At 39.9% G+C, this 24,253-nt stretch carries 21 protein-coding genes; 18 read left to right on the top strand and 3 right to left on the bottom strand.

The features are described 5' to 3' along the window. Positions 1–264 precede the first annotated feature (264 nt). A complete protein-coding gene (locus H0S58_RS04460; protein ID WP_195727269.1) occupies positions 265–2,769 on the top strand; it encodes an acyl-CoA dehydrogenase in 2,505 nt (834 codons plus the stop codon). A 306-nt stretch (positions 2,770–3,075) separates the two neighbouring features. On the opposite strand, the gene purL is transcribed toward H0S58_RS04460, so the two are convergent. After that, positions 3,076–6,906, bottom strand: coding sequence for a phosphoribosylformylglycinamidine synthase (purL, locus tag H0S58_RS04455; protein WP_195727268.1), 3,831 nt, complete (start codon positions 6,904–6,906; stop codon positions 3,076–3,078). 720 nt (positions 6,907–7,626) lie between these two features. Here purL and H0S58_RS04450 point away from each other — a divergent pair. The 5 genes from H0S58_RS04450 to ruvB all read left to right on the top strand — a co-directional run bounded on the left by H0S58_RS04450 (position 7,627) and on the right by ruvB (position 12,823). Continuing rightward, positions 7,627–9,264, top strand: coding sequence for a sodium:solute symporter family transporter (locus tag H0S58_RS04450; protein ID WP_195727267.1), 1,638 nt, complete (start codon positions 7,627–7,629; stop codon positions 9,262–9,264). A 13-nt stretch (positions 9,265–9,277) separates the two neighbouring features. Continuing rightward, complete coding sequence (locus H0S58_RS13785; protein ID WP_213030764.1) at positions 9,278–9,409, top strand: putative transporter small subunit; 132 nt, start codon at positions 9,278–9,280, stop codon at positions 9,407–9,409. A gap of 176 nt (positions 9,410–9,585) precedes the next feature. Further along, on the top strand, positions 9,586–10,926 hold the full coding sequence (locus tag H0S58_RS04445) for a deoxyguanosinetriphosphate triphosphohydrolase (protein WP_193891384.1): 1,341 nt from the start codon (positions 9,586–9,588) through the stop codon (positions 10,924–10,926). Positions 10,927–11,025: 99 nt separating this feature from the next. Then, positions 11,026–11,628 (top strand): Holliday junction branch migration protein RuvA, encoded by a 603-nt coding sequence (gene ruvA, locus H0S58_RS04440; protein ID WP_195727266.1) that lies wholly within the window; start codon positions 11,026–11,028, stop codon positions 11,626–11,628. Between the two features lie 193 nt (positions 11,629–11,821). After that, positions 11,822–12,823, top strand: a complete 1,002-nt coding sequence (gene ruvB, locus H0S58_RS04435) for a Holliday junction branch migration DNA helicase RuvB (protein WP_053578319.1) — start codon at positions 11,822–11,824, stop codon at positions 12,821–12,823. Between the two features lie 156 nt (positions 12,824–12,979). Here ruvB and H0S58_RS04430 read toward each other — a convergent pair whose 3' ends face one another. Next, on the bottom strand, positions 12,980–13,561 hold the full coding sequence (locus H0S58_RS04430) for a hypothetical protein (RefSeq protein WP_195727265.1): 582 nt from the start codon (positions 13,559–13,561) through the stop codon (positions 12,980–12,982). Positions 13,562–13,860: 299 nt separating this feature from the next. On the opposite strand from H0S58_RS04430, the gene H0S58_RS04425 reads away from it, so the two are divergent. The 7 genes from H0S58_RS04425 to pal all read left to right on the top strand — a co-directional run bounded on the left by H0S58_RS04425 (position 13,861) and on the right by pal (position 20,517). After that, positions 13,861–15,216, top strand: coding sequence for an amidohydrolase (locus H0S58_RS04425; protein ID WP_195727264.1), 1,356 nt, complete (start codon positions 13,861–13,863; stop codon positions 15,214–15,216). Between the two features lie 304 nt (positions 15,217–15,520). Beyond that, a complete protein-coding gene (gene ybgC, locus H0S58_RS04420) occupies positions 15,521–15,928 on the top strand; it encodes a tol-pal system-associated acyl-CoA thioesterase (RefSeq protein ID WP_053578321.1) in 408 nt (135 codons plus the stop codon). A 25-nt stretch (positions 15,929–15,953) separates the two neighbouring features. After that, positions 15,954–16,652, top strand: coding sequence for a protein TolQ (tolQ, locus tag H0S58_RS04415; protein ID WP_195727263.1), 699 nt, complete (start codon positions 15,954–15,956; stop codon positions 16,650–16,652). Beyond that, a complete protein-coding gene (gene tolR / locus H0S58_RS04410) occupies positions 16,652–17,101 on the top strand; it encodes a protein TolR (RefSeq protein ID WP_195727262.1) in 450 nt (149 codons plus the stop codon). Before tolQ ends, tolR begins: the two co-directional genes overlap by 1 nt. Before the next feature lie 3 nt (positions 17,102–17,104). After that, positions 17,105–18,418: a cell envelope integrity protein TolA gene (tolA, locus tag H0S58_RS04405; RefSeq protein ID WP_195727261.1), complete on the top strand. Its 1,314-nt coding sequence runs from the start codon at positions 17,105–17,107 to the stop codon at positions 18,416–18,418. A 202-nt stretch (positions 18,419–18,620) separates the two neighbouring features. Continuing rightward, positions 18,621–19,904, top strand: a complete 1,284-nt coding sequence (tolB, locus tag H0S58_RS04400) for a Tol-Pal system beta propeller repeat protein TolB (RefSeq protein ID WP_171256885.1) — start codon at positions 18,621–18,623, stop codon at positions 19,902–19,904. 43 nt (positions 19,905–19,947) lie between these two features. Continuing rightward, positions 19,948–20,517, top strand: a complete 570-nt coding sequence (gene pal, locus H0S58_RS04395) for a peptidoglycan-associated lipoprotein Pal (RefSeq protein ID WP_092719871.1) — start codon at positions 19,948–19,950, stop codon at positions 20,515–20,517. A 42-nt stretch (positions 20,518–20,559) separates the two neighbouring features. Here the strand turns inward: pal and H0S58_RS04390 are convergent, their stop codons facing one another. Next, the gene (locus H0S58_RS04390) at positions 20,560–20,754 is read right to left on the bottom strand and encodes an NF038105 family protein (protein ID WP_195727260.1); all 195 of its coding nucleotides are present in this window, start codon (positions 20,752–20,754) and stop codon (positions 20,560–20,562) included. Positions 20,755–20,942: 188 nt separating this feature from the next. Here H0S58_RS04390 and H0S58_RS04385 point away from each other — a divergent pair, with 188 nt between their 5' ends. From H0S58_RS04385 to H0S58_RS04365, 5 genes are all read left to right on the top strand, one after another. Beyond that, on the top strand, positions 20,943–21,917 hold the full coding sequence (locus tag H0S58_RS04385) for a class 1 fructose-bisphosphatase (RefSeq protein WP_195727259.1): 975 nt from the start codon (positions 20,943–20,945) through the stop codon (positions 21,915–21,917). A 50-nt stretch (positions 21,918–21,967) separates the two neighbouring features. After that, positions 21,968–22,744: a TrmH family RNA methyltransferase gene (locus H0S58_RS04380; RefSeq protein ID WP_053578329.1), complete on the top strand. Its 777-nt coding sequence runs from the start codon at positions 21,968–21,970 to the stop codon at positions 22,742–22,744. A 166-nt stretch (positions 22,745–22,910) separates the two neighbouring features. Beyond that, positions 22,911–23,525: an RNA polymerase sigma factor gene (locus H0S58_RS04375; protein WP_053578330.1), complete on the top strand. Its 615-nt coding sequence runs from the start codon at positions 22,911–22,913 to the stop codon at positions 23,523–23,525. Beyond that, positions 23,522–23,842: a hypothetical protein gene (locus tag H0S58_RS04370; RefSeq protein WP_053578331.1), complete on the top strand. Its 321-nt coding sequence runs from the start codon at positions 23,522–23,524 to the stop codon at positions 23,840–23,842. Before H0S58_RS04375 ends, H0S58_RS04370 begins: the two co-directional genes overlap by 4 nt. Beyond that, on the top strand, positions 23,832–24,236 hold the full coding sequence (locus tag H0S58_RS04365) for a DUF3106 domain-containing protein (protein ID WP_053578332.1): 405 nt from the start codon (positions 23,832–23,834) through the stop codon (positions 24,234–24,236). The genes H0S58_RS04370 and H0S58_RS04365 overlap by 11 nt, the downstream gene beginning before the upstream one ends. Positions 24,237–24,253: the final 17 nt, after the last annotated feature.

Below are 24,253 nucleotides of genomic sequence, written 5' to 3'. Positions count from 1 at the left end.
TATACTCATAAATACAAGATGACATTACTTTTCTTGACATTTTTCTGACAATTCAAGCTTTTACATCTCTTTAAAAAGTCTCTATTTTTAAAAAATAATATTTCATTAATAACGGCGAGTTTGAAGTTTCTTAAAATTTCTCTCGATCATTAAAACAAAATTTATTACACCCAAGCTAGACAGATGAATGATTCTATAAGAGAGTTAAATCTGCTTATTGTTAATCACATTCACTTTAATTTGGTGTAGCAACTGGAGAAATGAATGCTATTTATTATCAGTGTGCTTATTCAATTTTTTACACTATGGGCCATATTTTTTTTCGGCTTAAGTCGTAATGCTGGGGCAATAAGCACGATTATTGTGGCAATCGTGACTGCTTTTATTAGTCCTTGGTCACTTGTTTTGGGTATTCCACTTATTTTGCTGAGTGTTGTAGTGATGATTGACTCCCTCAGGATGATATTCATTACCAAGCCTGCTTACAAAACTTTGGCGAATGCAATGCCAAGTATGAGTACAACTGAACGTGAAGCCCTAGATGCGGGAACAAGTTGGTGGGAAAAAGAGCTGTTTATGGGTGCACCCGACTGGTCTAAATTTAATGCTTATCCCTATCCAACCCTTTCTACCGAAGAACAATCCTTTTTAGACCATGAAGTCGAACATTTATGTCAAATGCTCAACGATTGGGATATTCATCACCAGCTTAAAGATTTACCACCTGAAGCTTGGACTTATATTCGTGAAAATGGATTCTTAGGACTGATTATTCCCAAAGAATATGGCGGGCGTGCATTTAGTTCATTTGCACAAAGTCGTATTATGAGCAAAATTGCATCTCGTTCATTAACAACAGCAGTCAGCTGTATGGTGCCTAATTCTTTAGGACCAGGTGAATTATTACTGCATTATGGAACGGAAGAACAAAAAAATCGCTATCTGCCAGGTTTGGCCAAAGGTGAAGAAATCCCATGCTTTGGTTTAACCAGTCCAGAAGCGGGTTCAGATGCAGGTGCGATTCCAGATACTGGTGTGGTCTGTTATGGTGAATTTGAGGGTCAGCAGGTTCTTGGTTTACGTATGAACTTTTCTAAACGCTGGATTACTCTTGCTCCGATTGCAACCGTCATTGGTCTAGCATTTAAACTTTACGATCCTGAAGGACTTTTGGGCGATAAAAATAAAACTGAACATGGCATTACCTGTGCACTGATTCCTGCAAGTCATGACGGGGTAAAAATTGGCGCACGACACAATCCTGGTTCACCTTTTATGAATGGTACTGTGGATGGTCAAGATGTCTTTATACCATTGGATTGGATTATTGGTGGTTCCCAAAATATTGGAAAAGGCTGGCGAATGTTGATGGAATGCTTGGCCGTCGGACGTGGTATTTCCCTGCCTGCGTTGTCTACTGCGGCCAGTGAAATGACCTATTTAAATGTGGGTGCATTTGCCAAAATTCGTCAGCAATTCAAAATTTCTATAGGCAAGTTTGAAGGTGTACAAGAAGCCACCAGTGATATTGCCAGTGATACCTATATGTTAGAAGCTTTCCGATATTTGGTCACTTGTGGGCTAAATCAAGGCGGTAAACCTGCGGTAATGACGGCCATGGCAAAATATTATGCGACCGAAACCATGCGCCGTGTAGTCAATCATGGTATGGATGTGGTCGGTGGTCGTGCTGTACAAATGGGGCCACGTAACTTTATTGCTTTAATGTATCAAGCCATTCCCGTTTCTATTACAGTGGAAGGTGCAAATATTCTGAGTCGCTCTCTGATGATTTTCGGTCAAGGCTCTATGCGTTGTCATCCTTATTTGTTTGAGGAATTACAACTTCTACAAGCCGAAGATAAAAACACTGCTTTATATCATTTTAATGACATGCTGTTTAAGCATTTAGGCTATACATTTAATCGTACCGCACGTGCTTTTGCTTATGGGTATATCGGTGGTGCATCAGATACTCCTCAAAGTGCAAATGATTTTACTCGCCCTTATTATAAAATTATCAATCGTTTAAGCGCTGACTTTGCCTTAACTGCAGATATGTGTTTGGGTTTATTGGCCGGCGATATCAAACGTAAAGAAATGCTTTCAGGCCGTTTAGCCGATATCCATGCCAATTTGTTTATCAGTACTGCTATTTTGAAATATTATGAACATGGTAAACAGACGGAAGCTGAACAAATTCATGCAAAACTGGCTTTAGAAAAAGCCCTATTCAATGCACAAGAAGCTTTTTATGGATTATTTGCTAATTTTCCAATCGGAATTGCAGCAGGTTTGGTCAAATTTATTTGCTTCCCACTTGGGCGTCCAATCAAAAAATCAAGCGATGCTTTAAAACAACAGGCAGGTGAAATTATTATGCAGGATAATGCTTTCCGTGATGAGCTCAAAAAACATGTGTTCTATACGACCCAAGAAGATGATGTCACGGGTCGTATGGAATCTACGTTTAATCTATTAATTAAATTAGAACCACTTTGGGATAAGTTTAAAAAAGCTGAATCTAAAGGACAATTTAAAGGCTTAACTTTTGATGAACGTATGAGTGATGCGTTAAGTATTGGTTTTGTGACTCAACAAGAAGCTGCTAGCCTCATGATTTATAATAAAAAACGTTACGATAGTATGCTAACGGACATCTTTGATTCTGAACTTAATCAAACGTTAGAACTGGAAAATCCTTATAATCAAGAGCAAGAATCGGCTCCTTTGCCTAATCCTGAACAGCAAGAACCATTAGCACCATAAAAATTTTAGTAATAAAAACGGCTTTCTTAAGCCGTTTTTTACTCTAATCACATCAAATTTATGGTTTATTTATCCTATTCAATTCAATAGTGGAAGACCTAAATATTGATGTTGCCTACCTTTAAAATGATGACAAAATAGAAAATACTACCTTTCTTTCCCACCCAAAATGTATTTTGATATTTCAAAGTTAAAATATTCCTTCACTCTTTGTCCTTCAAACTTAACAATACACTTAGCTCTACTCAATAAATTTTAACCCATAAAAAAACCACCCGAAGGTGGTTTTGAACATCTTAAAATAGATTAACCAATGAACTTACGTGCATTGCGGAACATACGTAACCATGCGCCATCTTCCGTCCATTCTTCAGGTTTCCAAGAATGCTGAACTGCACGGAAATTACGCTCAGGGTGTGGCATCATAATCGTTGCACGGCCATCCATTGAGGTCACCCCTGTAATGGCTTCTGGTGAACCATTTGGATTCAATGGATATTGTTGGGTTGCATAACCTAAACTATCCACATAACGCAAAGTCACTTGGTTGTTGGCATTTAAAGCAGCAAGATGCTGACTTGTTGCAACCACACGACCTTCACCATGCGCAACAGCGATAGGTAAAATTGAACCTTCCATGCCATCTAACAAAATCGAGTGAGACTTTTCAACGCGAACGTTAACAGCACGTGCTTCAAAAACTTCGGAAGTGTTACGGTGGAAACGTGGCCAAGCATCTGCACCCGGAATAAGGGGAGCCAATTGCGACAACATTTGACAACCATTACAAATACCTAAAGAGAAGGTTTCATCACGATTAAAGAATTTCTCAAATTGATCACGAAGTTTCGGGTTAAACAAAACTGATTTAGCCCAACCACCACCTGCACCCAATACGTCACCGTAAGAGAAACCGCCACAAGTCACCAGACCTTCAAAATCATTTAGATCGATACGACCCGCAATCAGGTCACTCATGTGGACATCAATAGTATTGAAACCGACTTTATCGAATGCCGCTGCCATTTCTACATGACCATTGACACCTTGTTCACGTAAAATTGCCATACTTGGACGGCGTGAATTGATATACGGTGCTTCAACAGGTTCGTTTAAATCAAATGTTGGTAATGTGATGATACCTTTATGCTCTTTGTTGGCAATCAAGCTATATTCTTGATCTGCTGTTTCAACATTGTCACGTAAACGTTGGATCTGATGCGATACTTCAGTCCATGCTTGTTGTAAATCAGCACGGTCTAAGTTCAAACCATTGATCGTTAAAGTATCCGTTGTATTGACTGTACCCACTACAGCAATTGCATCTTTCAAGATCGATGCTGCAACTTCTGCTTGAAGTGAATCCCAATCAGATACGCTGATTTGAAGCACTGCACCAATTTCTTCAGCAAATAAACTGTCTGTAGATTGATCTTGTAGTGCTACACCCAAACGTGATGCAAACATCATTTCTGCAACAGTCGCAAGCAAGCCACCATCACCGATGTCATGATAAGCCTTGATTAAACCACGGTTGTTCCAATCTTGAATCAATGCAAAGAATGCTTTGAACTCATCGAAACTATCAACATCTGGTGTGATTGAACCAATCGCTTTATACACTTGCGCAAGGATTGAACCACCAAGGCGGAACTGACCTTTAGACAAGTCGATACGTACCAATACTGAATCTTCATTTTTCAATTCAGGTGTCAATGTTTTACGCACATCACCTACGGGTGCAAATGCGGTAATCACACCAGTCATTGGTGAAGTGACTGACTTATCAACACCTTCATCGTTCCACGTGGTACGCATAGACAATGAGTCTTTACCGACTGGAATTGCAATTCCAAGTGCAGGACACATTTCCATACCAATCGCTTTAACACCTTCAAACAAGGCTTGATCTTCACCTGTTTGACCAGCAGCGGCCATCCAGTTCGCAGACAATTTAATATCGCTGATCTGTTCGATGTTGGCACACATAATATTGGAGATTGCTTCAGCCACAGCCAAACGTGCAGATGCAGCAGGATTTAACAATGCAACAGGAGGACGTTCACCCATCGCCATTGCTTCCCCAGTGAAGCCCACTAAACTGGTGGTGGTTACCGCAGCATCCGCTACGGGCACTTGCCAGCGACCGACCATTTGGTCACGTGCAACCATACCCGTAATTGAACGGTCACCAATGGTAATCAGGAACGATTTAGACGCAACTGTTGGATTTTTAAGAACACGGTAAATCGCTTCTTTCAAATCAACTTTTGATGCATCAAAGTCATCACCTTGACGTTCAATTGATTCAAAAGAACGGCTCATGCGTGGTGTACCCCCCAGCATGACTTGCATTGGCATATCCACAGCTTTGTTATCAAACAATGGATCTTCAACAGTTAAGTGACGCGCTTCAGTTGCTTCACCCAATACAGCAAACGGACAACGTTCACGTGCACAAATCGATTCAAATAATGCTAAAGAACTTGGACGAATTGCCAATACATAACGTTCTTGCGCTTCATTTGACCAGATTTCCATTGGAGACATACCTGGCTCTAATGAAGGAATCTTACGAAGATTTAACACTGCACCAAGTTCATGATCATTCACAAGCTCAGGCATGGCATTAGAAACACCGCCTGCACCCACGTCATGTACAGAAACGATTGGGTTGGCATCTTCAAAGCGCCAACAGGTATCAATGACTTCTTGGCAACGGCGTTCCATTTCTGGGTTTTCACGTTGTACTGAAGCAAAGTCAAGGTTTTCACCGAGTTTACCGCTATCTACTGAAGATGCTGCACCACCGCCTAAACCGATCAGCATGGCAGGACCACCCAACACGATAAGCAAGTCACCCGGTTGGATTGCATCTTTTTCTACATGGTCAGGACGAATGTTGCCGTAACCACCAGCGATCATAATCGGCTTGTGGAAACCTTTAACGTCACCATTTACATTTTGTTCAAAGGTACGGAAGTAACCATTTAACGCAGGACGACCAAATTCATTATTGAATGCAGCGCCACCCAGTGGGCCTTCAATCATAATTTGTAGCGGAGATGCCATACGAGATGGTTTGCCGTAATTCTCTTCCCATGGTTGTTCGAAGCCCGGAATATTCAGGTTAGACGTGGTAAATGCGGTTAAACCTGCTTTAGGTTTACCGCCACGACCTGTCGCACCTTCATCACGAATTTCACCACCCGAACCCGTCGCTGCACCTGCAAATGGCGCAATCGCTGTAGGATGGTTATGGGTTTCTACTTTCATTAAAATGTGAGCAGCTTGGCTCTTATATTTATAAACGTAATGACCGTTTTCATCTGGTTTTGGATAAAAACGTTGCGTGTCATAACCGACGATCACAGAAGCATTGTCTTTATATGCCGACAAAACATCTGTAGGCGATTCTTTATAGGTGTTCTTAATCATTTGGAACAATGATAAAGGTTGTTTTTCACCATCAATGGTCCATTCAGAACCAAAAATTTTATGACGACAATGCTCTGAGTTCGCCTGTGCAAACATCATGAGTTCGATGTCGTGCGGGTTACGACCCATTTTGGTAAAGGCAGCTGTTAAGTAATCAACTTCTTCATCAGACAAAGCAAAACCAAACTCAGAATTGGCTTTAACTAAAGCATCCTTACCTTGACCTAAAATATCAATGCTATTTAAGGGTTTTGGCTCAGTTTCAGAAAATAGTGCAGAGGCATCCTCAATTTGATTGAACACACTTTCCGTCATACGGTCATGTAACAACAATTTCACTTCATCCGATATTTCAGAAATACCTTTTAAAGTAAACAAAACACCACGTTCTAAGCGGTGAATTGGCGTATTACAATTGGCAAAAATATCGGTTGCTTTTGATGACCACGGAGAAATCGTTCCCAAACGTGGTGTAACCAGCACTTGAATTTCGTCACTTTCGACTTGGCGAATTTCAAAAGAAGCACCGTCATTTAATAGTTGTAATGCAGAATGATGCTGCTGCTCGTTGAGCGCTTGATCAAACAGATAAATCCATTGACTTTCAATTGATTGAACAGAACTCAATGACGCGAGGCGGTTTAAGAGTTGAGTTTTCTTAAAAGAAGAGTGTGCTTGCGCACCGGCCACGATAAACATGCTGATTTTGGCTCCACGGGCAGGTCTTTTGAACCATGCCGCCAATGTGACTTAGAGAGAGCGCATATTCTACTTCGTATTGACCAAATCAGCTAGATAGAAATTCATGAATGTGTCATGTATATCGGATATTCCCCCCACAGCTTCGCTTTATTGTTGGTTAAAAAATGCATCTCTCCTGAGTTAATCCTGAATTATGTTATTTTCAAATGCTCTTAAATCTTTAAAATTCTATGCTTTAACTTAATTAAGCATGTTATTGATCTGATCTAACGACGAATCGAGAAGAAAAAATGAATAATAATTTAAAAATTGTTACATTTTAATTGCTTATACAATGAATGTTTCTTTTAAAACTTGAAATAAAAAATAAGCGCCTGTATTTCATTAAAATATTTAGACTTTGGCCTCTGATTATTAATATGAAAAAAGGTCCTAAACCGCTATATAAGTAAAAAAATTTTACAATGATAGCATTCATCAGTAAATTTGATGAACTTATGTTACACTCGCCTTCCGCACGTATGCAGTTGTTCTTCTCACAACAACTATTCGTGGATGTTCTTCTATATTGTAAATAAGAATATATCAATAATATATTCATACACTTACACTCTTGTTTTTATCTCAATATTTCTGCTCTTTCTTCATTAGAGCCTTAATCTGTCACTCAGTTTTTCGGTTATTTTGACCAGACTGTGACGCGCTTAAGGAGTCATTATGTTTCAATTCTCTAGTACAACCACTGTACTATTGATGGTGCTTTTTTATGGCATAACTTTTTTACTTTCGTTACGGATTAAACGAAAAAATGAAAATGTCGATGGTTATATGGTATCCAATGGTTCCATAGGATTTGGTATGTCAGCCGCAAGTATGACAGCCACTTGGATATGGGCTGCCTCATTTTATGCAGCGGCTTCTTCGGGTTATAAATATGGCGTTTCAGGCGCATTGCACTATGGTTTTTGGGGTGCGCTGATGATTTTATTTATTTATCCCTTTGGTAAGCGGTTTCGGGAACTTGCACCCAACGCCCATACTCTAGCCGAAATTATGCATGCCCGTCACGGCACGCAAAGCCAGCTTATTTTGGCAGGTTCAAATATTGTCGGTAGCATTATTAGTTTGATGGTGAACTTTACTGCTGCGGGTGCACTGGTTGAAATTCTTTCACCACTCAGCTTTATTCATGGTGTTCTCATTACAGGTATTGGCGTTTTATCCTATACGCTTTGGTCAGGTTTTCGTTCCTCAGTATTTACCGACTTTGGTCAATTGGTAGCGATGATTGTGGCCGCAGTGATCATTATTCCTGTTATTTTTTACACTTTGGGTGGGCCAACTTTATTCCAAACCGGCATGCACAATTTAACTGCCGACCAACTCAATTTCTTTTCTAAAGCTGCTTTTTTAGAACAAGGTGCGCCTTTTTTTGTTGCAGTGCTTGCCTATGCGATTGGCAACCAAACCATTGCACAGCGTTTATTTGCCGTTCGTGAAGATTTAATCAAACCCAGTTTTATTACTGCAACGATTGGCTACGCCGCGATTGTGATTGGATTAGGCATGCTCGGTTTGTTGGCGCTATTCGCAGGCGTACAACCGATTGATGGCAATTTAAACAATCTAATTCCGCAAATGGCTGCAACATACCTTCCGCCGTTTATGGTGGTTCTACTGTTTATTATGGTGATTGGTGCATTGTCATCTACAGCAGATTCTGATTTGTCTGCCCTTGCTGCTTTGGTCATGACCGATATTTATGGCAAACAAATTGCTAAAAACCGTCCTGATCCTAAGAAAATGCTGCTCATCGGGCGTATGACCATGATAGTCGCGACGCTACTCGGTATTCTCATTGCAACCTTAAAATTCGATATTTTATCGATGTTAATTTTTGTGGGTGCATTATGGGGAGCGATTGTTTTCCCCGTTATTGCCAGTCTGTATTGGAACAAAGTAAATGCACGTGCCTTTAATTGGGCAGTACTTGTTGCATTTATCAGCTTCCTGATTGTGCGTTTTGAATGGGTTCCAATTCAAGGTCTAACAGCTTATAGCTTTGAGTTGGTTGCAACTTTAGGTGCTGGCGTGGTGCTTGGTTTAATGAGCTTTGGCTTTTTTGGTAAGAAAGTGGGTTTATGGGTCGGTATTTTTGCCACTCTCGCATTATTGCCTTGGACAATCGGATTTTTACGCGATTACACCACGTTATTGAGCTCTCTCACTGCTTATGGTACGAGCGCTTTGGTGTGTACGCTCATCACCTTGTTCAATCGAGAAGATCGTTTTGATTTCAAACAAATCAATCAAATGGTGATTGAGTTCCATCAATTATCCAACAAAAACAAATAAGGAGTTTTATATTATGAATACGCAATTTCTCACCCTCTATGTTTTATTTTGGCCCATGGTGGCTACAGGTATTCTCATTACCTTATGTTTGGCAGTGTATCGAGATACGCAAGAAGCCAAAGCCAATGGTGAAGACTTAGTTTAAATCGTCGTCTCATTAAAAAAACAGATCTCAAGATCTGTTTTTTTAATACTGAAATTCTGATTCAAAATCACAGCTTCCACTCAAACAAATTTTCCCGACAATTCATGTCGCCCCATACTGGTCTGTAAGACTTTTTTTTGGCATGATGAATCTAGGTCATCACTGAATCATGATACATGGAACAAATGCGTTGGTTAGAACTGCTTTCAACAGTTCGTATTGGTAGCAAAAAACAAAGTACAGAACAGGCACGTAGCCCCTTCCATAAAGACTATGACCGCATTATTTTTTCACAAAGTTTTCGACAACTGAATCGTAAAACTCAAGTTCATCCCCTGACCCAACATGACGGCATTCACACACGTTTGACCCATTCTTTAGAAGTATCCTGTATTGGTCGCTCCTTAGGCATGCTTGCTGCTGAAAAAGTTAAAGATCAATTGCCAGTTTGGATTTCTCCTGCCGATGTGGGTGCGATTATCCAAGCGGCTTGCCTTGCACATGATATTGGTAATCCACCTTTTGGTCATGCGGGTGAATATGCCATCCGCGAATGGTTTGATGATGCTTCACATGGAAACTTCTTAGAAAAACTAAGCGACAAAGAACAAGCCGATGTGCGCCAGTTTGAAGGTAATGCACAAGGTTTACGCTTACTGACTAAGATTGATTATCATCCCAATGACGGCGGCATGCGTTTAACTTATGCAACATTAGGGGCTTACTTAAAGTATCCATGGTTATCTAAAACCATTGCATCGCAAGGTGATCGTCCTGCCAGCCAACGCGCCAAATTTGGTTGTTATCAATCTGAAAAGGACATATTGCAACAGATTGCGGAACAATTGGGTTTAATTCAACTGGGTGAATATCACTATTGTCGTCATCCACTGACTTATCTTTTGGAAGCAGCAGATGATATTTGCTATGCCTTAATTGATCTTGAAGATGGCATTGTTTTAAATATGCTGTCTTATGAAGAAGTTGAACCCATTTTTCTAGACTTAATTGCAGATTATGGCAAACCCTCAGAGCTTTCTATGCCCAGTACCACTTGGCAGCAAAAAATTGCCGCCTTACGTGGTCGCGTCATGAAACGTCTGGTAGATGAAGTCACCACGGCATTTGCAAAACATCACTTTGAAATTTTAACCGGTCAACTCAAAGGCAGTTTACTGCAGTATTGTTCTCAAGATATTGAACGCGGTATTGAGCGTGCCAAAAATTTAGCCCGAGATAAAATTTTTGAGCATCCACAAAAAGCAGGACTTGAAATTATTGCACATCAAAGTTTGCAAAATATCTTAGATGCGTTTATTCCATTAACAACACCCCATAAATCCCTAAGCTTTAAGGAACAACGGTTAATGTCGATGTTGCAACGTGCTGGCGTCAATTTTCAAAGTGATCATTATGAAAATATTATGCAAGTTCTGGACATTATTTCAAAATTCTCAGACCATCAAGCCTATAATCTGTCGCAAGAGCTACAAGGGAATAAAGCGGGTTTAATCTAAAAATCTTCAAGATATTTAAAAAATTACACTGGAGCATTTTGCCTTTATGACAAATGCTCACTACTATGCAGGCAACGATAAACAAGTGAAAAATTCAAAATGATTGGATGTCTTATTGGTGAAGTATTTGCTTTGGAAGCACCGACAGTTTTACTGAATGTGAATGGAGTCGGCTATGAAGTCGATACCCCTCTCTCTACTTTTTGCCAACTACAAAAAGGACAAACAGTAACACTGTGGACGCATTTAACCGTACGTGAAGATGCACAATTACTTTATGGCTTTTTAGATGCGCAAGAAAAAACCATTTTTCGGACCTTACTTAAAGTAAACGGCGTAGGACCAAAAATGGCGCTGGGTATTTTATCGACTTTAAGTATCGACCTGTTAATTCATACTGTAGAAAATGAGGACCTCAATACTTTAATTAAAGTTCCAGGTGTCGGTAAAAAGACTGCAGAACGTTTGATGATTGAACTTCGTGATCGCTTCAAGGCAATGTCTTCAAACCATGCACCGAGCAACTCTACCGCGTTACAAATTCAATTTACAGGGAACTCAGCTATAGCCGAAGCAGAAGCGGCATTACAATCACTCGGTTATAAACCAGCTGAAGCGCAAAAATTGATTAATGCCGTAAAGGCTGATTTTACTGAAGCCAGTGATATTATTCGTGCAGCGTTAAAATCGATGAATCGTTAAAGTGATATATATACTTTCAAATGAACCTAAAAACAGATTGTGATGCGTGTATACCGCATAAATATGGTTAATTAAACAGAGCATATAAAGCCTATTCTCTGCTTAATCTAAAAAATTTAAACTCAAATGTTTATCTGAGGCTGTATGAATCATCACAGACTCAATGGATGCCTAAAGGTAAATCTAAATCATTATGCAAGACCGTCTCATCAGTGGTTCTGAAAAACCCGAAGATCATTTTGATCGTGCCATTCGCCCCACTTCACTGGATGATTACATTGGTCAGCCTGTGGTGCGTGAGCAAATGGAAATCTTTATTGGCGCAGCACGGGGTCGCGGTGAAGCACTCGATCATACTCTCATTTTCGGCCCACCCGGTTTAGGAAAAACCACACTCGCCAATATTATTGCGCGCGAAATGGGCGGAAACCTGAAATCCACCTCTGGGCCAGTCCTTGAACGGGCAGGTGATTTGGCAGCCATGCTCACCAATTTGGAAGAAGGTGATGTTTTATTTATTGATGAAATCCATCGTCTTTCTCCTGTCATTGAAGAAATTTTATATCCTGCAATGGAAGACTACCAACTTGATATCATGATTGGTGAAGGACCCGGTGCACGTTCGATCAAACTGGATTTGCCACCTTTCACTTTGGTAGCAGCCACCACGCGTGCGGGTTTGCTAACTTCTCCGTTACGTGACCGTTTTGGTATTGTGCAACGTCTAGAATTCTATTCTGTGGCCGACTTAACCCATATTGTGTCGCGTTCTGCCCATTTAATGAACGTCCCCACCACACTCGAAGGCGCAAAAGAAATTGCGCGTCGTGCCCGAGGTACACCACGTATTGCCAACCGTTTATTGCGTCGTGTTCGTGACTATGCACAAGTCAAAGGCAATGGTGAAGTTACACAAGACATGGCTCAGCGTGCACTCGATATGCTCAATGTCGATAAAGATGGTTTAGATACCTTAGACCGTCGTTATTTAAGTATGTTGCTTGAACGTTTTGATGGTGGGCCGGCTGGGGTGGAAGCTTTGGCTGCGGCTATGGCGGAAGATTCGGGAACCTTAGAAGATGTGATTGAACCCTACTTAATCCAACAAGGTTATGCGATGCGAACAGCTCGAGGTCGTATTGCGACCACTATGGCCTATTTGCAGTTTGGCATGACACCGCCTGAACCAAAGTAAGCGCGACAAATAGGGAGATTTATTCTCCCTGATTATTTTAATCAGATCATTCATCTAGTGAACTATTTTATTTTCATTTACAGATAAAGACTGCAAACTGCAGTGTTTAAGTGATTTTTAGCCTCGTGTATTTAACAAAATTATGGTTCTTAAAACCTAAGATTTCATAATTACCCTCACCTCTTGCACCAACATCAATTCACATGCACCACCGCCTGTATCTTCACGACTTAAAGAACTACGCCAAGTCCAGCCATCTTGTGACTTCACCTCTACTAACTGCCCTTTTAGATAAATCAAATCATCCTTATCAATGGCTTTAAGTTGTTGTTCAATGTGTTTTGAAGCAGGTATTAAATGCGTATTGGCACTTTGTGTCTGAATATCGTGTACAGGAATTGGCGGGTTGTTTTCATAGCGCCAATAATACCAACGGTTGCTTTGCCGAATTGATAATTGTTTATAGACTTGAGGATCAGCCATTTTGTTCCAACCCAAAGCAAAATCAACAGGACTAATTTCTGCTTCACGCCCCAAATGATAGTTTTCTTTTGCGAGAACCCGAAACTCTCCCGCATAAGGCTCTAAATTCGTGATGTTGTAACCCTGAAATTGTTGAATACCATTGATACTTTGAACACTGGTCGTATTGAAATTAACATGATCTGGCTTAAGCCAATATGACCAAAATCCATAACCAATAGCCAAAATAATTAAGCATTTGAAAAAACGATTCATTTTTAAACTTTAATACGCATTTTTATCATGTACTGATGATAAATTAAATTTAATCAAAGCTCTGCGCCACAGGTCTGAAAATAAGGATTTATAATTCGCGTAGTGAAATTAAAATTTAAACCAAATACATAATTTTACAATGTATAATTTTGCTATAAACTCCTTTAATACCAAGCTTTAACGCTTAAAATACCTTAAAAGTATAAAAAAACACTTCGATAGTTTTGGTTAATTTTAAAACAGTATGCAATTCTAGAGAATCACTTTAACTATCTCAAAATCTTAAGGTTCTTCCATTTATGCACACCTATAAGCAGATCGCGCTTTCTCTTCCTTTCCTTTTTTGCAGCCAACTCAGCCTTGCAGATTGGATTAATGATTCAGCTCAAAATGTTGAGGCGCATACCATCAAGCTACGCCAACACATTCATCAGCATCCTGAACTTGGCAATATGGAATTCAAAACCTCTGAGCTGGTACAAAAAGAGTTAAAATCTTATGGGATTGAAGTGCGTAAAGGATATGCCAAAACAGGTGTTATTGGGATTTTAAAAGGAGCTAAACCTGGCCCAGTCATGGCATTACGTGCCGATATGGACGCTTTAGCAATTGAAGAAAAAACAGGACTTCCTTTTGCTAGCAAAGTTAAAGCTATGTATCAAGGTAAAGAAACCCATGTCATGCATGGCTGTGGACATGACGCGCATACGGCCATGTTATTGGGCGCGGCCAAAGCACTTGCAGCCAATAAAGATAAAATTGCAGGTACAGTGGTCTTTGTCTTCCAAGCTGCAGAAGAAGGCGGTGCAGATGTGGACAACTTTACTCAAGGGCACTTGATTGGTTCACGCAAAATGATTGCTGATGGTGCATTAAATAATCCAAAGCCTGAAGTGATTTTTGGCATGCATGTGATGGCAGGTATGCCAAGCGGCACTATTTCATATAAAGACGGTGCTATCTTAAATAGTGGCGATCATCTGCGCATTCAAGTGAATGGTAAACAAGTACATGGTTCTATGCCTTGGTTGGGCCGCGACCCAATTTATGCGTCATCACAAATGATTAACAACATACAAAGCTTGATTAGCCGTAAAGCCGACTTAAGCAAAGGTATGGGTGTGGTGAGTATTGGGAGCATTCAAGGCGGTACAGCGGGCAATGTCATTCCTGAACAAGTGAATATGACCGGCACCATTCGCTCAAATAGTGAAAATATTCGTCAAAACATTCTCAAAGATTTACCGAAAATGATTGAATATAATGCACTGGCCAATGATGTTACGGCTAAAGTTGAAATTGCACCTTATGCACCTGTGACGATGAATGACAAAACATTAACGAAACTGATGCAACCCACTCTAGCCAAAGTTGTAGGTGACTCTAAACTGCATGTGCTTGAAAATAACTCTAGTGCCAGTGAAGACTTTGCCTATTATGGTGAGTTAATGCCGTCTTTATTTGTGTTCGTTGGTGCTACACCAGCCGACCAAGATATGTCCAAAGCGGCACCGAACCATAATCCACTGTTTATTGTGGATGATGCGACTTTAAAAACTGGGGTGGAAAGCCACATACGCTTCGTGATGGATTATCCTAAAGTTGCTGAACAAGTTCAGGCCGATTGGAAAAAAACACAAGCTACTAAAATTTAGTCTATGAATAGAAAGATGAAAAGTGAGCCTTAGGGTTCACTTTTTTTATTCTAAAATTCATTAAAATTTTGAATATTTATTCAATTCACCTTTAAAATAAATCAATTTGGTCAAGGTATTTTTTACCTCTGTTTTGATTTATTTGGTTTTGACACCTTGTGCCATTGGTCAAAAACCTTAAGCTGCTAAACTGCAATGCGTTACACAGCTTGCTTCTTAGCGGAAAAATAATGTTTAGAAACTTTTTATTCCATTAAATCTCAAGCTTCATCCATAAAACCAAATTAAATATTGGAATACCATCATGGCGAATAAATTTGAATTCAACATTCGTGTATATATTGAAGACACTGACGCAGGTGGCATTGTATATCATGCAAACCATATTCGTTTTATGGAGCGTACTCGAACTGAATGGCTCCGTGCGGCTGGTGTTGACCATTACTGGCACCAGAAAGAGTATCACTTTGTCGTCCATAAAATAAATGTAAAATATTCACGTCCAATCCTTATGGATGACCTCATTACTGTTACAGCGCGTGTAGTTTCGTGTAAAGCGACATCATTTGTATTGCAACAAAATATTTATCGTGGTGAAATCATGCTGGCATCTGGCGAGGTGGAATTGGCATGTATTAGTGCTGAAATGAAACCTTGTCGCCTGCCAGACGAAATTCGCAGTCTAATTCTTAATGAGTTAGAACAAGATTAAAAAAATTTATTGGCACATGTAACTTATGGCAACTCAATTAGAATCTTCTCTACACGTATCAGATCTTATTTTACAAGCAAGTCCTGTCGTTCAACTGGTCATGTTGGTGCTGTTACTGGCATCGCTATATAGTTGGTATCTAATTGCTAAGTTACATATGAGCTATAAAAAAGCACAGGCAGATGATGAACATTTTCAAAAAATCTTCTGGTCTGGTGCTGAACTCAATACCTTGTATAAAAATGCGCAACTTAACTCAAAGCGTACTGGTTTAGAGGATATTTTCTATCAAGGTATTGGTGAGTTTTTTAAACTCAAAAAATTCCAAGCACCAAATACACAACTCATTGAAGGCACAGAACGTATTTTACGTGTTGGTTTAAGCCGCGACCAAAGCTTACTTGAACGTGGCTTAGGTGCACTTGCCAGTATTGGTTCTGTTGCTCCTTATGTGGGTTTATTCGGAACCGTTTGGGGCATTATGAATGCTTTTATTGGCTTAGCAGATGTTGATCAAGTGACTCTTGCAACCGTAGCACCAGGTATTGCCGAAGCATTAATTGCAACAGCAATCGGTCTTTTTGCGGCTATTCCTGCAGTTTTGGCATTTAACCATTACACAGCCAAAGGTGAAACAGTCTATTCGGATCGTGCTTTATTTGCAGAAGAAATGGTGGCGCTATTACAACGCCAAACTGTGAGCTCAACACAGGAAAATGACTAATGGCAATTCAGCGTGCTGGACGCTTTGAGCGCATCAAGAAACCGCTAAAAAGTGAAATGAATGTCGTCCCCTATATTGACGTCATGCTGGTGCTTTTGGTGATTTTTATGGTGACTGCACCTATGATCACCAGTGGCATTAAAGTCGATTTACCTCAAGCCAATGGCAATCCTATTGAATCTAAAGATGCACCGACTATTGTCACTTTAGATAAAGACGGTCTTTATTACTTGCAATATAAAAACCAAAAAAATGGCCCAGTTGATCTAGATCAATTAACCAGTGTTTTAATTGAAGCACAAGCACAAGCCAAAAATGACAATAAAGAGTTGAATGTGGTCATTAGCGGGCATAATACCCGCCCATATGGAGATGTCATGGCGTTAATGTCGGGTCTTCAAGATGCTGGTCTAACTCAAGTGAGTTTACTCACTCAGCCTTTAGAATAAAGTATGAACGATTTGAAAAAACCGCAATCTAAAGAAAAAAAAATTGCACTGGGGTTTACTCTAGGTGTTCATGTGGTGGCTATTACGGGCTTACTTTTTTTAGGAATGAGTCAACCTGTCGAACCCCCAAAACAAATTAAAATGGTTTTAGTCAAACCAGAAGATTTGCTTCCTCCTGAACCTTTAGAGCAGACAGATTCGGTAGAGACTGCAAGTGAAAAAGTCGCGCAGCAAGTCCAGCAAACTGCTGAACCAAGTGTTGAACCTGCACCTGTTATTCCAGTTGCAACCCCTACTCCTGTAACTCCTGTCAAACCCGAGCCAAACCTAGCAGCACAACAAGCGAAAGCTGCTGCTGAAAAAGAAAAATTAGTAGAAGCAAATAAGTTAAAAGCGCAAGCTGATGCGGCAAACAAAGCAAAGGCAGACGCTGCTGAAAAAGCTAAGGCAGATACTACTGCAAAAGCAAAAACCGATGCAAATAAAGCCAAAGCTGATGCAGCAAATAAAGCCAAAGCAGACGCTGCTGCAAAAGCAAAAACCGATGCAGCAAATAAAGCTAAGGCAGACGCTGCTGCAAAAGCTAAAGCTGATGCAGCAAATAAAGCCAAAGCAGATGCTGCTGCAAAAGCAAAAACCGATACTGCAAACAAAGCCAAGGCAGACGCTGCTGCAAAAACAAAAACTGATGCAGCAAACAAAGCAAAGGCAGATGCTGCTGCAAAAACAAAAACCGATACTGCAAACAAAGCCAAGGCAGACGCTGCTGCAAAAGCAAAAACCGATGCGGCAAATAAAGCTAAGGCGGATGCTGCTGAAAAAGCAAAAATCGATGCGGCAAATAAAGCCAAGGCAGACGCTGCTGCAAAAGCAAAAACCGATGCGGCAAATAAAGCTAAGGCGGATGCTGCTGAAAAAGCAAAAACCGATGCGGCAAATAAAGCTAAGGCAGACGCTGCTGCAAAAGCACAAGCTGCAGAAGATGCCAAAGCATCAGCTGCGAAACAAGCGGCTGAAGAAGCTGCAACTAAAAAAGCTGAATCAAAGAAAATTGCTTCAACTGCAAAACGTGACTTTGAAAATAAAGTGAGACGTGCTTGGGATATTCCAAGTGGTTCATCGGGTCAAAAAGCCACAGCACGAGTAACTTTGAGTGATAGTGGGGCGGTTCAATCTGTTATTGTCAACGCCAGTGATCCAGACATGAAAGCCAGTGTAGAAGCAGCCGTTCGAGCAGCGGCCCCTTATCCAATGCCTTCTGACCCAGATGCAAGACGCGAAGCCAGAACATTTACCTCAAGCTTTACAGCAAAATAAAAATCTATCCCCTCTATGGCATGGGGATATGGTTCTTTGACATAGCCTATTAAATTTTGCTAAAAAAGAGTTAAATTTATTCATTTTTCACAGTCTTATAACAGTTTTCCTATAATGCTATGCTTTTAATAATTCAAAATCATGCCATTATGTGTCAAAGCTGAAATGACAATAATTTATATTCTAGAGTACGTAGCGGATGATGGAAATGACGCGTAAGCATTTACTTTGCCTCACTATTTTAACAGTTTTAAGTCCAGTTTTAACAACCCATGCCTATGCCCAACTGCATTTGGAAATTGCTAAAGCACCAGAAGCAGCTCCTAAAATTGCGATCATTCCATTCAATAATGATCAAAGTATTTATCCCATTGTTGAAAATGACTTAAATCGTTCGGGTAAATTTTCGAGTGCTTCAAAGAACTTACCTGCAACCGCAAGTATGAATACCCCAAATGCAGATGCATGGAAAACTGCGGGTGTACCCTACTTAGTGACAGGCACAGTAAAAACTGCTGCAGATGGTAGCTTTGAAGTTCACTATCAACTTTATGATGTGGAAAAACAGCAATATTTGCTCAATGAATTATTAACAGTGCCCGCTTCACGTATTCGTCAAGCTGGACATCTGATCAGTGATGCCATTTACCAAGCATTGACTGGTATTCCAGGTGATTTTAGTGGACGTATTGCTTATGTACTACGTAATCCTGCTACTCCTGAGCAGCGTTATACTTTACAAATTGCAGATACAGATGGTGAACAACCGAAAACTATTCTGACTTCACGTGATCCTATTTTGTCTCCGGCATGGACACCTGATGCGAAAAAAATTGCTTATGTTTCTTTTGAAACGAAACGTCCTGCAATTTATGTTCAAGATCTATCAACAGGTCAACGCGAAAAATTGGCAAGCTTCCGTGGTCTAAATGGTGCACCCAGTTTTTCGCCTGATGGTAAAATGATGTTATTTACCGCCTCTATACATGGTAATCCTGAAATTTATCAAATGAATTTGGAAACACGTCAATTACAACGTATGACCAATGACAGTGCAATCGATACTGAAGCACGCTATGCACCAGATGGAAAATCCTTTATTTTCACTTCTGATCGCGGTGGCTCAGCACAAATTTATACTTATAATTTTGCCAATGCTTCAAGCAAACGTCTGACTTTCAGGGGTGCATTTAATGCACGAGGTTCTTTGAGTGCAGATGGTAAAAAAATTGCGTTAGTCCATCGTCCAAGTGGTAGTAATTACAAAGTAGCAATTCAAGATATTAATACAGGTATTACCAATATTCTGACACCAACCAGTCTAGATGAATCACCAAGTTTCTCTCCAAATGGACAAATGGTGGTTTATGCAACACGCGAAGCTAATCGTGGCTTACTTTCGATTATGTCACTCGATGGCCGTTTCCGTATGAACTTACCAAGTGAACAAGGTGAGGTTCGTGAACCTGCTTGGGCGCCTAAATAACAGATTAATTTAAAGTAATATTACAATCATCATGGAGATCAAAATGAAATCAATCAAATTCTTGGTACTTCCTGTTCTTGCAACAGCTTTAGTCATGACAGGTTGTGCAAGTCGTAAACCTGCAACAGACATTCAAGCAGGTCAAAATCCAAATAGTGCAACTACGGTCAGTACTGATGGTTTAAGTGAAGATGCAGCGTTAAATGCACAAAACTTAGCAGGCGCTTCTGCAAAAGGTGTAACTGCCGCCAATAAAGCATTTTTAGCAAAACGTGTGGTGCATTTTGATTACGACAGCAGTGATCTTTCTAATGAAGATTATCAAACCTTGCAAGCCCATGCACAATTCCTGATGGCAAATGCAAACTCTAAGGTCGCTTTAACTGGTCATACAGATGAGCGCGGCACGCGTGAATACAACATGGCTTTGGGTGAACGTCGTGCCAAAGCTGTGGAAAGTTTCTTAATTACCAATGGTGTTGCAGCAACACAATTAGAAGCTGTGAGCTATGGTAAAGAAATGCCGATTAATGCAGGTCATGATGAGAATGCATGGAAAGAAAATCGTCGTGTAGAAATTAACTACGAAGCAGTGCCGCCTTTATTAAAATAATTTAAGCATCAAAAAGCGCTCACTCTGAGCGCTTTTTTTCGTTTATATTTTCTCAGATTGTTCTGTTTCTTCTGAAGATATCTGCATAGATTCTATAAGGTCATGTTTATTGAATTTTTTGTATTCAGGTTTAGCCTCATAATCTTTCCATGCTTCTTTTACATTTTCAGTAGAAATCTCATCTAAGCTCATCGCTTCATTTGGCGTTGGCGTCGCATCGAACCTTTGCGTTGTCATCCTTGTGCTCCTATCACGCTCTGCAATATTCTCTCTTCATATCAACATAGCACCTTCCACAGAACTTACAAGCGTAAAATCGCGACAAATAATCGAGTTTAATTGTTCTTTTGCTGCGTTCTCATCTAAAATGACCTCCCATAGTGTTTTGATAATTTTTTATCAGTTTTTATTGGAGTTTTCCCATCATGTCGCACCTCACCCTTTCCCAATTTTTAGAACAAAAAACAGGGAATTTGACACCTGAACTTGCACAAGTGATTGAAACAATTGCAAATACCTGCAAAACAATTGATCAATTGTTGCAACAAGGTGCTTTAGCTGGGGTATTAGGTAGTGCAGAACATGAAAATGTACAAGGTGAAACTCAAAAGAAACTCGATGTCATCTCAAATGATTATTTAATTGATGCGTTAAAAGTTCATCCTCAAGTCGGTGGTTTGGCATCAGAAGAATTAGACGAATTCACGCCTGCACAAGAAAATGGTAAATATCTGGTTTTGTTCGATCCACTTGATGGTTCAAGCAACATCGATATTAATATGTGTGTAGGCACAATTTTTTCTATTCTTTCAGCAAAAAATGCGGTGACTCAAGCTGAAGACTTTATGCAAGCAGGAACCGAACAAGTTGCTGCTGGTTATGTATTATATGGTCCTTCAACAATGATGGCACTGACTGTCGGTGCGGGCACTCTATTTTTTACTTTTGATCCAGAGACTCAAGCATTTTTACTCACTTCTGACCAAGTTCAAGTGGCAGCTGATACACAGGAATATGCCATTAATGCATCAAATCAACGTCACTGGGAAGCACCTGTAAAACGCTATATTGGCGAACTTCAAGACGGTAAAACATCAGTACGTGCTAAAGATTTTAATATGCGTTGGGTGGCATGTATGGTCGGTGATATCCATCGTATTCTTTGTCGTAGTGGTATTTTCTTATATCCATATGACACCAAAGATCCACAAAAAGCGGGTCGTCTACGCCTAATGTACGAAGCAAACCCAATGAGTATGCTCATCGAACAAGCCGGTGGAGCATCTACGACAGGCCGTGTTCGTATTCTTGATATTCAACCTACCGAAATGCATCAACGTGTGCCTGTTATTATCGGTTCAAAAAATGAAGTCGAATTAGTCAGTCACTATCACCATTAATTTAAACAATGGAAGTAAGTAAACATGCTTACCTCCATGGATATTTTCATATGCCAGCTTTTTTTCTTGAATCTAAAGATAATCCTAAGATTAAACACCTACGGGGTTTAATTGAACAAAGTTCATTTCGAAAAAAGAATCGTCAAACAGTATTAGAAGGCACACATTTAAGCCTTGCTTGGTTAGAACAAAACCGTAGCATTCATTCCATTTTTACTACTGAAGTTGCTTATAGCCATCCTGATTTAGAAAAAATTGTATCGATGTATGAGGGTAATGTATTTGTACTCAGTGAATCTTTATACAATGATATTAGTACACTCGGAACTTCTTTAGCGTGTCTTGCGATTGTTGATTTACCCAGTTCAAATCAAGCCTTAAATTTTAAAGAAGACACTCTTATTCTGGATAATATTCAAGACCCAGGCAATGTCGGAACACTATTACGTTCTGCTGCCGCAGCAGGTATTGAACAAGTGGTCTGTACTAAAGGTTCAGCTTCTATTTGGTCACCGCGCGTGCTTCGTGCAGGTATGGGTGCTCATTTTTCATTGCAAACTTATGAAAATATTGCGCTTGAAGATTTGTTAGAAAAATTCACGATTCCTGTCTATGTGACCAGTTCACATCAATCTGAAAGTGTTTATTCTAAAAATTTAAGAAAACAATGTGTCTGGATCTTAGGCAACGAAGGCCAAGGTGCATCTAATTATGCATTAAAACATGCAGAAGCTGTCTCAATTCCGCAACCGGGCGGACAAGAATCATTAAATGTGGCTATTGCAGGTTCGATCTGTTTCTTTGAAATGGTACGTCAGCGCTTATAATCCATTTCTTTCGTTACTTTATTTTAAACAGCCGTTGTGAAGGTTTAAAATAGATTACACTAGAAAAATAATAAATTTTGTGTCAACCAAACCATTATTTCCAACGTTATATGTGCATGAATGTGGAAATAATGGTGGGTATCCAATGACAGGATTTTCCATCTCTATGGATTTAGCACCCAAACAGTCTGAATCGGAAAACTTGAGTATTCTAAAGAGTACGGCAGAACAACGCTTAAAAGTTTTTATGCAAGATGTGACTGGACGGGCCTTAGTCATGATGGAAAGTGCAACACAAGGCCAACATGGTATAGCGATGGATTTAGTGCAAGAAGCATTTATTTCCCTACATAAATCATATGCAGAAAAATCAACTACCGAATGGTACCCCCTGTTTTACACCATTTTAAACCACAAACTACAAGATTGGCGTAGAAAGGAAGCACGTCGTGCTCAACCTTTCTCTTTTTTTAAAAAGATTAATCTTGATGACGACGACATTGAACTCAACGAGATTGTTGATGAAAATACTCTGAATCCATTCGATTTTCTTGATCAAGCAGTCACTGCCGAAGAAATACAAGATGCGATTGGCCAACTTCCTGTACGGCAACAACAAGCTTTTATGCTCCGAGCTTGGGAAGGTTTTGATACCCATACGACTGCAGAAATTATGCAATGTAGTGAAGGTAGTGTAAAAACACATTATCACCGTGCTATTCAAGGTCTTAGAACTTCTTTAGCACATTTAAACCCATATGGTGGAGGGTCATCCGAATGAAACAAGATGATTTCTTAAAAAAACTTACATCCAAACTTGATGGACTTGCACAGCATCACCAAAATAAACCTGTGGTGATGACGCAGGTGATTGAAAAAATTCAAAACAGAGAGACATCTCGCTATGGTCTTTGGAAAATGTCTGGTTTTGCACTTGCTGCGGCCATTACAGGATTTATGATATTTCCAAATGCAATGGATATTGCAGATAAGCCACAAAATCAAGTTATTATCACTCCGAAACTTTCACCACAGATGGTTGAAGATTTGGAAATGTTAATGGTTCTAGGTGAGGATAATGCTTCACATGGCAGCTAAAAGATTAGTCTTTGCTTTTTGTGCACTCGGATTTTTGCAAACTAGTTTCGCGGGTTTTGAACGTTTTTGGATTTTTTCTAAAGATGCGAATACACAAGTTGCTGAAACATGGGAAACTCTTTCTGAGGCTGAACAACGTGCACTCATTCAACGTTATCAATCCTTAAAAGAGCTCCCTAAAGCCCAAGGCACTGCTTTACATCAGCGTATGGATTGGTTTACTCAACTCCCTGAACAAGAAAAACAGAAAATGCGCGAGACTTGGCAACAAATGAGTAGTCAGGAGCGTAAAGATTTGGGTTTACGTATGCAAGAAGCCAGCCCCGAAGAGAGACCCGCTATTCGGGCTGAATATATGGACAAATATTTAGCACCAAAATCTTTAAGTCATTAATTTTAAAAAGATATGAC

The organism is Acinetobacter sp. TTH0-4 (assembly GCF_015602665.1).
GTDB lineage: Bacteria > Pseudomonadota > Gammaproteobacteria > Pseudomonadales > Moraxellaceae > Acinetobacter > Acinetobacter albensis.
The sequence above is the reverse complement of the archived record's forward strand: the minus strand, read 5'-3'. Positions and strand labels throughout refer to the sequence as shown.